The organism is Nostoc sp., from assembly GCF_036919815.1.
In the GTDB taxonomy this organism is placed as follows: Bacteria; Cyanobacteriota; Cyanobacteriia; order Cyanobacteriales; family Nostocaceae; genus Nostoc.
Window position 1 is genome coordinate 15,987 of sequence record NZ_JBALCE010000063.1, and the last position, 12,303, is coordinate 28,289.

The 12,303-nt window shown below is 44.2% G+C and carries 12 protein-coding genes; 10 read left to right on the forward strand and 2 right to left on the reverse strand.

The annotated features are described in order from the left end of the window. The first annotated feature begins 94 nt into the window (after nucleotides 1-94). The 6 genes from pilM (at nucleotide 95) to V7K15_RS15455 (ending at nucleotide 6,466) form a co-directional block, all read left to right on the forward strand. Complete coding sequence (gene pilM / locus V7K15_RS15430; protein WP_334906365.1) at nucleotides 95-1,201, forward strand: type IV pilus biogenesis protein PilM; 1,107 nt, start codon at nucleotides 95-97, stop codon at nucleotides 1,199-1,201. A 4-nt stretch (nucleotides 1,202-1,205) separates the two neighbouring features. Next, complete coding sequence (locus V7K15_RS15435; RefSeq protein WP_334906348.1) at nucleotides 1,206-1,982, forward strand: PilN domain-containing protein; 777 nt, start codon at nucleotides 1,206-1,208, stop codon at nucleotides 1,980-1,982. Further along, a complete protein-coding gene (locus tag V7K15_RS15440; RefSeq protein ID WP_334906349.1) occupies nucleotides 1,979-2,773 on the forward strand; it encodes a pilus assembly protein PilO in 795 nt (264 codons plus the stop codon). The genes V7K15_RS15435 and V7K15_RS15440 overlap by 4 nt, the downstream gene beginning before the upstream one ends. Nucleotides 2,774-3,108: 335 nt before the next feature. After that, nucleotides 3,109-5,562 carry an AMIN domain-containing protein gene (locus tag V7K15_RS15445; RefSeq protein ID WP_334906350.1) on the forward strand — a complete coding sequence of 818 codons (2,454 nt, stop codon included), beginning with the start codon at nucleotides 3,109-3,111 and terminating at the stop codon, nucleotides 5,560-5,562. 260 nt (nucleotides 5,563-5,822) lie between these two features. Then, nucleotides 5,823-6,065, forward strand: coding sequence for a DUF2281 domain-containing protein (locus V7K15_RS15450; RefSeq protein WP_334906351.1), 243 nt, complete (start codon nucleotides 5,823-5,825; stop codon nucleotides 6,063-6,065). Next, nucleotides 6,062-6,466 carry a type II toxin-antitoxin system VapC family toxin gene (locus V7K15_RS15455; RefSeq protein ID WP_334906352.1) on the forward strand — a complete coding sequence of 135 codons (405 nt, stop codon included), beginning with the start codon at nucleotides 6,062-6,064 and terminating at the stop codon, nucleotides 6,464-6,466. Before V7K15_RS15450 ends, V7K15_RS15455 begins: the two co-directional genes overlap by 4 nt. Nucleotides 6,467-6,488: 22 nt before the next feature. On the opposite strand, the gene V7K15_RS15460 is transcribed toward V7K15_RS15455, so the two are convergent. Both V7K15_RS15460 and V7K15_RS15465 read right to left on the reverse strand, forming a co-directional pair. Then, complete coding sequence (locus tag V7K15_RS15460; protein ID WP_334906353.1) at nucleotides 6,489-6,713, reverse strand: DUF2281 domain-containing protein; 225 nt, start codon at nucleotides 6,711-6,713, stop codon at nucleotides 6,489-6,491. A gap of 58 nt (nucleotides 6,714-6,771) precedes the next feature. After that, complete coding sequence (locus V7K15_RS15465; RefSeq protein ID WP_334906355.1) at nucleotides 6,772-7,392, reverse strand: Uma2 family endonuclease; 621 nt, start codon at nucleotides 7,390-7,392, stop codon at nucleotides 6,772-6,774. A 111-nt stretch (nucleotides 7,393-7,503) separates the two neighbouring features. Between V7K15_RS15465 and V7K15_RS15470 the strand changes: the two genes are divergently transcribed. The 4 genes from V7K15_RS15470 to V7K15_RS15485 all read left to right on the forward strand — a co-directional run bounded on the left by V7K15_RS15470 (nucleotide 7,504) and on the right by V7K15_RS15485 (nucleotide 12,002). Beyond that, a complete protein-coding gene (locus V7K15_RS15470) occupies nucleotides 7,504-8,148 on the forward strand; it encodes a Uma2 family endonuclease (protein ID WP_334906357.1) in 645 nt (214 codons plus the stop codon). Nucleotides 8,149-8,949: 801 nt separating this feature from the next. Continuing rightward, complete coding sequence (locus V7K15_RS15475; RefSeq protein WP_292790543.1) at nucleotides 8,950-9,234, forward strand: HU family DNA-binding protein; 285 nt, start codon at nucleotides 8,950-8,952, stop codon at nucleotides 9,232-9,234. 26 nt (nucleotides 9,235-9,260) lie between these two features. Next, nucleotides 9,261-10,418, forward strand: a complete 1,158-nt coding sequence (cobD, locus tag V7K15_RS15480) for a threonine-phosphate decarboxylase CobD (RefSeq protein WP_334906359.1) — start codon at nucleotides 9,261-9,263, stop codon at nucleotides 10,416-10,418. A 129-nt stretch (nucleotides 10,419-10,547) separates the two neighbouring features. After that, on the forward strand, nucleotides 10,548-12,002 hold the full coding sequence (locus V7K15_RS15485; protein WP_334906361.1) for a dihydrolipoyl dehydrogenase family protein: 1,455 nt from the start codon (nucleotides 10,548-10,550) through the stop codon (nucleotides 12,000-12,002). Nucleotides 12,003-12,303: the final 301 nt, after the last annotated feature.

The window sequence follows — 12,303 nt, forward strand, 5'->3', positions numbered from 1 at the left end:
AAATTTCCAATTTAGCAGTCCACCGGGCACAACTGTGGTAAAAAGCTTCACTAGTCTGTTTGACAAAGCGAATAAAGGAGCCGGCATTGAACTTGTGGTCAAAAGGTTCAATGGTCTGTTTGGCAAATCGAATAAAGGGGTTGGCATTGAACTTGCTCCCGAACGGGTAAATGTAGTTCAGCTACGTAAGCAAGGTCAAGGCTTGAAATTAGAAACCTTTATATCGATACCAGTTCCAGAAGGCATAGTTACCGATGGTCAAATCAGCGACCCCGCAACAATGGCGGAATTAATCCAGCAGGCGCTAGCTGAGAGCAAAATCAAAACTTCTCGCGTTGCCACTGCTGTACCGGGGCGAGATTCCATCGTTCGGATAATACCCATGCCAACGGAGTTAGATGACAAAGAACTGCGAGAAATGGTGCTAAACCACGAAGCAGGTTTGTATTTACCCTATCCTCGTGAAGAGGCTGATGTAGATTATCAAAAACTTGACTACTTTGTAGATGAGGATGGCATTGAAAAAGTACACGTACTCCTAGTTGCTACCCGCAAGGAGATAACCGATACCTATATAAGTACATTCGAGCAGGCAGGATTACAACTCGATGTTTTAGAAATTAACAGTTTTGCGCTGATTCGGACTATTCGCGATCAACTGCGACAATTTGGGCCGCAAGAAGCAGCAGTACTAGTTGATATCGAGTTCGATAGTACAGAAATCGCGATCATCGTTAACGGAGTGCCGCAATTTTCGCGCACAGTTCCAATCGGGACTTATCAAATGCAAACTGCTTTAGCAAGGGCAATGAGCTTACCCACCTCACGAGATATGGAACTGTTACACGGAATGATTATTCCCCCAACTCCCATAGATGGTGGGAAAACTGGCGTTACCGAACTCAATCCTGGTATGGCAGCGATATTGAGAGTATTGGGAGAACTAACGGATGAACTGCGGCGTTCTATCGATTTTTACCTGAATCAAAGTGAAAATATGGAGGTAGCGCAGATTTTATTAGCTGGCCCAGGAGGTGGACTCCAACAGCTAGATGAATTTTGTACTCAACGATTGAGCTTGCCAACTACCCAAATAGATCCAATCGGGGCTTTGGCCTTGGAAGTTGACACTGAGAAATATCCACAGGTACAACGCTCTGGCTTGGCGATCGTACTTGGTCTAGGAATGCGGGAGGTGTAACAGAATGTACAGCCTAGATGTTAATTTTCTTAAAGACCGCCCAGCATACCAGAAAAAGCCTGAGAGAAAAGGAGGAATAGGTCTAAAGTTTCCTACGGGGAATTTGACACCAGTGTATGTGGGAGTTGGACTAGGTGTAGGTCTTCCAGTTTTATTGGGAGTTAGTTGCTGGTTTTTGCAAGGGAAAATTGGGGAATTAGAGGCGAACGCAGGAAAACTAGATCAAGAAAGCAAGAAGTTAGATACAGAAATCGGAAATATTAACAAAATCAAAGCGGAAACAAATGCAATTAAAGCGCAAACCCAAGCTTTAGTCAGTGTATTTGACCAGATTCGTCCTTGGTCAGCAATGCTGCAAGATTTGCGCGATCGCACCCCAGCAGCAGTGCAAATCGAAACCATCAAGCAAATCCCACCTGTTGCGGCAGTGGTAGGTCAGCCACCAAGCAATCCCGCCGGGGGATTAGAAATTACCGGATTGGCTCGTTCTTTTAACGATGTCAATGATTTCTTATTGATTTTACAACAATCTCAGTTCTTGAAGTCCACAGAAAGCAGAATTCTGACGGCAACCTTAGTAGATGCTCCCTTAACCCCAGATGCGGGTCAATCTAATACTGGTGTAACAATTAAGCCACCCCAAGTAGTTAAATACACGATTCAATCGATCATGAGCGATGTTCCAGCTTCGGAATTAATCCGGGAGTTAGAAAAAAAAGGCACAGTGGGGTTAGTGACTCGAATTCGTAGTATGCAAAAAATAGGAGTCATTCCAAAATGACGCTGAGTGATGATTTAAATTTTGCCGAACATGGTGGGGAATTCGAGGAGGCAACGCCAGCCTTACCCGTGATCTTTGGTATTGCCTTCACACCAAAAATTATTGGGATTTTGGTAGGAGTAATTGGTATAGCGGGAGCAGGTTATATATTCTTAAACCTGCTGATGCCAGCTTGGGAAAGCTATCAGCAACAGCAAGCCAAAAACACCGAACTGCAAGCGCAAGTTGATCAGAAAAAAGCCAGTATCAAACAGATTGGTCAAGTTAAAGACGAGCTAGCACAGGCAAAGCAGCAAAATGTTCAGGTTTTAGGTTTATTTGCTAACGAAAAAACCTTGGATACATTGCTGTTGGATGTGAACCGTTTAGTTGAGTCTGGGAATACTCCAACTTCTATTAATGGAGTGAGAGCGAAACTGAAAAAATTTGTGCCAGTTTCCCAAAAACCAGAACCGATTATCGATGGAAGTCTAGGACTACTAGTTGACGGCAAGCTGCAACGCAGCAGCATCAATGCGGAAATTACAGGAACTTATGAACAAACACAATCGATAATTCGTAACATTGAGCGTTTGCAGCCTTTGTTAATAGTTAGAGATTATCAAGTAATTTTGGCTCCAGTAGAGTCAAGAACCCCATTAGATAAAACGCCGATGCTAGTAGGACCAGCAGCGATTAATACATCATTCCAATTACAGCTATTGATGCCACTTAGTCCAGAAGAAATAGCCGCAGCAGCAGCGAAAGCTGCCCCAGTTGCACCAGTTGCCCCAGTTGTCCCGAAAAAGTAGTTAAAAGTTAGGAGTTGGGAGTTAGAAGTTGGGAGTTAGAAGTTGGGAGTTAGAAGTTGGGAGTTAGGAGTTAAGGATTTCCAAATAAAAAAATACTCAACTACTTCTTGTGAGGTGGGGCATCTTGCCCGCCCATAGCCAAAGGCGGGCAAGATGCCCACCCCACAAGATTGGATAATTTATTTGTTGCAAATCCCTTATGAATTGTGAGTTATCATTCCTCATTCTTCATTCCTAACTCCTAACTCCTAACTCCTAACTTCTAAAACTCAGCACTCATGGCGAACTACTCAAAATTGTTTGTAAACAAGGTTTTATAGTGTGAGGAATGAAGTGTGAAACAGCTTCACGGTTATAGTTTTATATTGGGTGCTACCGCTTTTGTATTTTTGGCAGCCCAACCAGTTTGGGCACAAATTAGTAAAATTACTGATGTCCAATTAAATCCAGTTGATGGTGGAATTAAGGTTGTTTTGAAAACTTCTTCAGGGTCACGCCCCCAAGTTTTCACTACAAAAAGAGGCAAGGCTTTAGTCGCAGATATTATCAATACTCAATTACGATTACCACAAGGTAAGAGTTTTCGTCAAGATAGCCCAGCACCAGGAATTGCGTCTGTTGAGGTTAGTCAGCTTGATGCCAATAGTGTCCGCGTGACGGTAACTGGCAGCAATAACACACCTAGCAATCAACCCGTGGTGCGATCGCAAAATGGAATTACACTCAGCTTTAGCCCATCCGCAGGCACTACAGTATCAGTACCAACGCCAACAGGGCTAACATCCACAGCAGCGCCTGTTACGACTCCAGCCCAAACTTTTCAAAAGCCAAGCGTTCTCGTTCCCAACCCGCTAGTCACGATTGACGGACAACCTGCACAACCTGCTGGGCCAGGTCAACCGATGAGTCAGGGTCCACCTTTCTTACCTAGAGCGATCGCCCCACCAGTGGGAGATATTGCTATTTCCGCTACCGATGCTTCTCCTAGCAGCATTGACTTAGGAACTCAGGAACGTGTACCCCGCTTAGTATTGCGAGATGCGCCGGTGCGTGAGGTTTTGTCATTGCTTGCCCGTGCTGCTAATCTCAACTTGGCTTACGTGGGAGGTGAGCAAGCTGCTGGAGGTCAGCAAGGTACCGCAGCACCAGCAGGTAGTGCTGCACCAGCAAGCTCTCAAACAATCTCTTTAGATATAGAAAACGAGCCAGTGCAAGATGTGTTTAACTACGTCTTACGCTTGAGTGGTCTAGAAGCTAATCGCAGTGGTCGTACAGTTTTTGTTGGAGCTAAACTACCTAATGCGACCCGTGACATGATTATGCGTAGCCTGCGACTCAATCAGGTATCAGTGGGAGTCGCCCTAAACTTTTTGGTCGGCTTGGGGGCAGAAAGTGCGGTCAGCCGCGAACGACAAGTTACTAGTGTTAATGCCGTACCCGTGGGTACTGGAGTTGCGCCTATTACGCAAACTCAGACGACTACAGAAACCAAAGTTGAAACTCAACGCGTTAGTTTTACAGACTCTAGCCCATTACTGAGAGGTTTACAGGCATTAGGAGATGAGCGGACTAATTCTCTAACCTTGATTGGTTCTCCCAGGCTAGTTGAGATGGCGATGGCTCAACTAACTCAGCTTGATATCCGCCGTCGTCAAGTGGTAGTTAACGTCAAGATTATCGATGTTAACCTCTTGAATACCCAAGACTACAACACTAGCTTTTCCTTTGGGGTTGGCAACAACTACTTTACTAGTGATGGCGGTGCCGCATCTCTAAATTTCGGCGGTTCAAGACCTGCGACTAGAGCTGAAGCATCGAGCAGTGTGACTAGTACACCGGTCATCCAGAATCCCATTACGGGAACGCCTTTCTTTGACCCCAATACAGGCGTAGCTATTCCAGGAACTACCCCAGGTACGACTGTAGTGGACGCGAATGGCAATCTCTTTCAAGTTCAAAATTCAGGAAGTGGGATATTTTATCAACCTGTTGCGCCTACTGGCAATCCCCTACAACCAGGTTTCACTAATATTACGCCAGCAACCGATAACGTCATTACAAGGAACGCCGATGGCACATCAAGTATTGCACGAGGTACCCTTGGTTCAGCTACTGCATCTTTGCCAACTTTATTCCAGTTCCCTAAACGTCTTCTCGCTAGCTTGCAGGCTCAAATTACAAATGGCAACGCCAAGATTTTGACAGACCCGACGTTAATTGTGCAAGAAGGTCAAACGGCTAATGTTAACCTGACTCAGGAAGTGGTAGGGAATATTAAAAGGGAAATCGTTCGGGATGCGAATCTGGCTACAGAAACGATTTCAGCCGAAAAAGACCGAGTAGGTTTAACCCTAGCTGTCAAAATTGAGCGGATTGACGATAACGGTTTTGTCTCTCTATCGGTAGCTCCTGTGGTCAAAGCACCCCAAGCTCCAGCTACGATCAATGTGGGAGGAGGTGGTACCCAACAAATATTCTTGGTATCTGAACGCTCTCTTAATTCTGGCTTGATTCGCCTGCGAGATGGTCAAACACTCATTCTTTCAGGTATCATTCAAGACACAGATCGGACAACTGTCTCCAAGATTCCCATTTTGGGTGATCTTCCCCTTATTGGTTCGCTCTTTAGAAGTACAAACAGATCCAACCAGCGTAATGAGGTAATTGTGTTGCTCACACCGCAAATCATGGATGACTCTCAGAACTCCTCCTACGGTTATAACTACACCCCCAGCCCAGAAGTGCGGCAAATCCTTGAGCGTCGAGGCTTGAAGCTTCCTAGCAGGTAATAAAGATAATGTGTACGTGAGTCATCTATGGCAAAGGCTCAGATCCCCGACTTCTTTAAGAAGTCGGGGATCTTCTTGTTCACGAGTAGGATTAAGTTTGAATGTCATTCTAGAATAAAAATACTAGACATAGGAGGGAAAAAGAATGTAGAGAGGTAGCAGTGCTACGTCTCTACAAGGGTTATGGGTAACGCATATTTAATTTCTGGAGATGTCTACTCAATCACAATAGAAGTAGTAACAGTAGTGAGTGAATGCTAATGAGTCCAGAACAAGAGTTATTAAGAAAGTGGCGTTCTCTTCCACAAGACAAACAAAAGGAAGTTTTAGATTTTGTTGAATTTCTTAGTTTGAAAAACTCGGCAAATAAAACCCCATTGGGAGAACGTTTGCGGCAAATTCGCACTAGGATTGTTGCTTCTGGTAAACATTTATTAGATGAAGATGAAATTAAAAAAGAACTCGCCAGTCGCAGAGGTGGGCTACAGGGTAGAGATGAATGAAAATAACTTATATTGATTCAGGGGTTTTACTCAGCGCAACAGATGGTGTTGGTAGAATTGCCGAGAAAGCCCTTGAAATATTAGGAGATTCCCAACGGGAATTCGCTTCGAGTGAGTTTGTCAAATTGGAGGTAAGTCCCAAAGCGGTTTTTCACAAGCAAACTGAAGAAGCTCAATTATATGAAGAATTTTTTAGCGATGTTACTTACTGGGCGAGTGATTTGACTCATATTCTTCAAGATGCTTATCAAATTGCTTCTCAGTATGGTTTAGCAGCTATGGACGCGCTTCATATAGCTGCGGCGTTGTCAGTTGGTGCAGAAGAATTAGTCACAACCGAGAAAAGAACAAAGCCGATGCATCGAGTAACTAGTATTAATGTAGTTTCTATTTTTGATTAATGACCATTACTAGCTTCAGACACTATTTTAAATCATTACCTTCCCAAGTACCTATAGTTTTCAGATGTTCTAGAAGTGAGCTTCCTGTGGAATTAACAGTAGTCTGACTAGCAAACTCTACTTGATCTTGTGTTGGTTGCACTTGGTTTTGCTTTGTTTTCAAAAAACGCAGAAAATTAAGTGTTTCAGTCAAAATTCCATCTGGTGCTGATTGAATTTCCTTGATAAGTTGTTCTTTAATTTTCATATTTACGCCTCTTTGACTGACATTTTTTAGTAGTATAAAACAGCAAGTAGGATTGTGGCTACGTTGGTAGACCTCCAGCTTGAAAAATCTGTTCGGCTGTTAAATTCAATTCTGGGAAAGTAGGCGATATGATGCGATTCTTGCCTCTAAATTGAGTAACTTGGTATTCACTATCGATTAATTGATAAATAGATATAGTAGGCTGTTTGGGGTTGCCAGTGAATTTTTTAGCGCCTAGACCGAGATAATCTACAACCCAATATTCAGGAATTCCAATACCCTCATACTTACCCTGTTTTGTGTAATAGTCATCATCCCAGTTGGTACTAACTACCTCAACTACTAAGGGAATTGATGCTGCAAGGCTTACAGTTGATTCTTTTTTCCATAGCGGCTCATTCACTAAATTAGGACGATTGAGTAATAGCACATCTGGGGAGTAGCCAGATTCTGAGGTTGAAGGTTTAATGAGCGCAGTTTTGGGGATTATATAAGGTAGACCATTACGGACGTACTCAATAGCAATTTTTTCAACCAAAAACCCGACAATATCCTCATGGTCTCCTACTGGTTGTGCCATCTCAACAATCACTCCATCATGTAATTCATATCTTCCACCTTCGGGTCGCCACGCTGCAAAATCTTCAAAGGTTACTAGTTTTGGTATGGCTTGAGTCATAATCTATCACCCCTAGTAGTCGTTTCGATCATATCGCTTTCTTACGTTCAGCCTTAACAGTAATATTAAGGGGTACAGTACTCGAAAAAATTTGTTGCGGAGAACTGAAATATGGTAGCGATAAAAACATCCGCAGAAAATAGAGTTTTACTCCAAAACATCAGCTGGCAAACTTTTAAAACCATGCTGGCTGAAATGGGTTCAGAGCGTAATTCCCGATTTGCTTATGACAATGGAACGATAGAAATTATCACCCCACAAATGCCACACGAGAACTCAAACCGTGTAATTGAAGCTTTTGTTGGTGTATTGTGCCAAGAGTTGGGTTGGGAAATTAAACGCGCTGGTTCATTAACTTTAACGCGAGATGATTTACAGAAGGGAGCAGAGCCAGATAGTAGCTACTACATCCAAAATGAAGCCCTAGTTCGAGAGCAAGAAAATATTGATCTAGCGATCGACCCACCCCCAGACCTGGTGCTAGAGGTGGAATATTCCAGGTCTGCAATAGACAAGCTGAGGCTTTATGCTGCGATCGCAGTCCCGGAATTTTGGCGTTATAACGGCAGTGTCTTGCGAGTTTACACACTTGCAGGAGGGCAATACTTAGAAGTCCAAACTAGCCCTACTTTTGCGCCTGTGTCCGTGAAGGAGATTCCCCGGTTTATCGCAGAAGCTAAAAAGAATGGGGAAATTGCTACTACCCGTGCTTTTCGGGCTTGGGTGCAACAGAATATTTCTGATCGCAAACCATAAAATCATTTTCATCAGAAAAATGGGTTGGAAACCCCGTGCTTCTAGCACGGCTTTATATTTCCATTACCGCCTTTGGATTGTTTAATTCGGTGTACTTTTGTAATGTACTTTCAACGGGACAATTACCGATTCAAATCTCACAATCCTGTACGCGTAATGTTTTGCTCAATTGAGCCTCCCTTGCGGGGTAAAGTTAGCTTTGACCTGTTATAAAAGCTTGTTAGGCTTGCAACACTGTTCCAGTGACCTTGGAACTGTTTAATCACAAGCGATAGAGCGGAAAACTAGCTACGCATTCTCCGGTATCGTGACTCAAATAACGGCTACTCGTTTTACGGAGTGGTCTGGTCAGAACGACTTGTTTGATTGCTCTTACAAGCCTCATGCCTTAAGGCTGAGGTTCCTGACAACAATTGGTTAATCTCAGCAATAACTCTTCAACATCGGTAATTAATCCTAACAAATACTAACGATCTTCCACCTCTCGACTCCCCTATTGCCCTTGCAATCGCAGTATTTACTGGGTATTTTTTCCTATTTTTGGGGTGGTTTTTAGTGAAACAACACCCTAAAATTAAAAAAAAACCTGAAATCTATATAAATTAATGGTTTCATCTATCCACATCAGGCTACAACACCTTAGAATGATTCATTGAAAAGTCGAGCTGATGGGATGTACAGCCGTTTTGAGTAAAAGTACTCCTAAAGGATGATTTTTGTATTTCCGCGAACCGATTTTTCAGTACAGATGTATTAATTTGCATCCGTAAACAATCTAAAGTAAACCTTCAGGAGTTTGATATGAACAAAGGTGAATTAGTTGATGCCGTAGCTGAAAAAGCTGGTGTTACCAAGAAACAAGCGGATCAAGTCTTAACTGCCGCTTTGGAAACGATTATTGAAGCGGTTTCCTCTAGTGATAAGGTAACGTTGGTAGGATTTGGCTCGTTTGAATCACGGGAACGTAAAGCCCGCGAAGGTCGCAACCCGAAAACAAATGAAAAGATGGAAATCCCCGCGACCAGGGTTCCTGCTTTCTCGGCAGGAAAACTGTTTAGAGAAAAGGTAGCACCCCCAAAAGCATAGGTTCTGTCTTCGGGAACCCTTCTTTAATGCGGCAACCTGCACACGGGGGAAATTTAGCCTGGGCAGCAGCACTGGCTGGTTGTCCCCCTGATGCTATTCTGGATTTTTCTGCTAGCATTAGCCCGTTGGGGCCTCCAAATAGCGCGATCGCTGCTATCCAGTCCCAAATTGGTAATCTTAAGCACTATCCAGACCCAAATTATAGTGAACTGAGACTAGCTCTCAGTCACTTCCATAAACTGCCGTCTGAGTGGATTCTGCCGGGTAACGGCTCCGCAGAATTACTTACTTTAATCGGCAGAGAATTAGCTCAATTAGCCGCGACAACTTTAATCACTCCAGCCTTTGGCGACTACTACCGAACCTTGGCGGCGTACAACGCGAAAGTGCTGGAGTGTCCTTTGTCATTAGTCACTGGTCATACCCTGCGGGAAGGCGTTCGCGTAGCGTCTCGTAGAGAAGCGCCTAGGTCACTTGTACTGAGCGAAGCCGAAGTATTGGTTATTGACAAAGGACAAAGGACAAAGGACAAAGGACTATTGCTGAATAATCCTCACAACCCAACTGGAAAGCTATTTTCGCGGGAGTCTATTTTGCCCTACCTGGAGCAATTTGCTTTGGTTGTGGTGGATGAAGCATTTATGGATTTTGTGCCGCCCAATGAGGAACAAAGCCTGATTCCGGTGGTACAGGAATATGCGAATTTAGTAATATTGCGATCGCTAACCAAATTTTACAGTCTCCCAGGACTGCGATTAGGATATGCGATCGCACACCCTGACTGCCTAGCTAAATGGCAGCTATGGCGTGACCCTTGGCCTGTAAACACACTAGCGGCGGCGGCAGCAATTGCGGCACTCCAAGATACAGAGTTTCAGCAGCAAACCTGGGCATGGCTACCACCTGCACGAAACCAACTCTTTCAGGGTTTGGCTAAAATCCCCGGATTGCAACCCCAAGCAAGTGCTGCTAACTTTTTACTGGTTGAGTCCCAAAAGTCTACTTCGCAGTTACAGCAACAATTACTCAAGCATCACCAGATTTTAATCCGCGATTGCCTGAGCTTTCAAGAACTAGGCGATCGCTTTTTCCGGGTTGCTGTACGTTCCCACTCCGATAACCAACGCTTACTAACAGCGTTAAACTCAGTGCTGAGTGGGGAGTGGGGAGTGGGCTTGCCGTGAGCGTAGCCGAATGGGAGTGGGGAGTAGGGGAGATGAGGGAGATGAGGTAATTTTTCATTCTCCCCCATGCCCCATGCCCAATGCCCCATGCCCAATGCCCAATGACAAATGACAAATGACAAATGACAAATGACAATTGACTACGATGTTGTAATTATTGGCGGCAGTCTTGCTGGATACTACGCTGCCCTTGCTGCAACGCAACTACGTGCTACAGTTGCCCTGGTGGAACCCAAAGTAGACTATGGGTTTACTCATCACCATGCTCTTACCGAAATTGGTAAACTGGCGCAGAAGTTGAATGATGCCGCTAGTTGTGGTATTCATGCCACACACACTGAAACCTCCGAAGAATGCCAAATATCTATGGCATGGCAAGAAGCGATGTTGTATGCTGAATGCGTCGCCTCAAATCTTAAAGAACAGCATTCTTTAGCCATCCTAGCCGCGCGCGGAGTCGATGTTATCGTTGGCAATGGTCAATTTCAATCTTCACCCCAATTAGCTTTTGCCGTTAACAATCGCCTACTACGCGCCCGTACCTATTTGCTGGCGAGTGGTTCGCGTCCAGAAATGCCGGAGATTGAAGGATTGCAAGCCACTGGCTATCTAACTCTATCTAATATTTGGCAATCCTTACAGGGAGTGACATTAGCCAAAAATTGGGTAATTCTCGGCGGAATTCCCCAAAGCATTGAAATCGCTCAAACTTTAGCGCGGTTTGGTTGCAATGTGACGGTGGTAGTCAAGCATCCCTATGTTCTACCTCATCTTGACGCTGAGATAGCCATATTACTTCAGGCGCAATTGGAAGTCGAAGGTGTGCGCGTCCTCACAAAAAACCCAGTAACTCAGGTGAGGCTAATTGGGGATAAAAAGTGGATTCAAGCAGGAGATAAGGCCATTGAAACTGATGAAATTTTAGTGGCGACTGGACAACAGCCAAATTTTGAATCCCTAAATTTGGCAGCAGTAGGTGTGAAATGGCACCGGCGTAGTTTAGTGGTGAATGATAAACTGCAAACCACTAACCACCGGATTTATGCTTGTGGTGATGTAATTGGTGGTTACGACTTTGCCAATATCGCTAATTATGAAGCAAAAATTGCCCTGAACAATGCACTCTTTTTCCCCAGGTTACGAGTAAATTATTGTTCTATTCCTTGGGCGATGTTTTCTGTGCCGATGCTGGCGCAAGTGGGTTTAACAGAAGCGCAGGCAAAACGCCTATTTCGTCGAGATGAAGTTTTAGTTTTGCGACAGTATTTTAAAACAGTGGCAGCAGCCCAACTTCGAGACGAAACCAGTGGGATGTGTAAATTAATTGTGTTAGGCAACGGGGAAATTTTGGGAGCTTCGATATTAGGGGCAGAAGCTGGAGAATTAATTAATTTGATTGCCTTGGCAATGTCACAAAAAATTAAAGTCAAAGATTTAGCAAATTTATCTCCCGTCTATCCCAGTTTCTCAGAAATTCTGGAACAAACTGCCAGAGAGTGGAGTAAGCAAAAGTTAAATAGCAACATTGCCTTGCAAGAGTTTTTAGAAGACTTCTTCCATTTCCGCCGCAATTGGAATTTATGAGTGGCGAGTTTGGAGAGACGCGATTAATCGCGTCTGTACAATTAGGAATAGCACTGTCAAGGTGAGTCTTGTATTTAGTAGGACTTACGCAAAATATCTCTCAAACTCTGATTTCTCCGTGTCCTCTGCGCCTCTGCGGTAGCCTATTCCGTAACTCGTGCGTAAGTCCTATTCAGTACTAGCTCTGAACTCGGAAGTTGCACCTCTGAACTCGGAAGTTGAGCCTTTGAACTCGGAAGTTGAGCCTTTGAACTCGGAAGTTGAGCCTTTGAACTCGGAAGTTGAGCCTTTGAACTCGGAA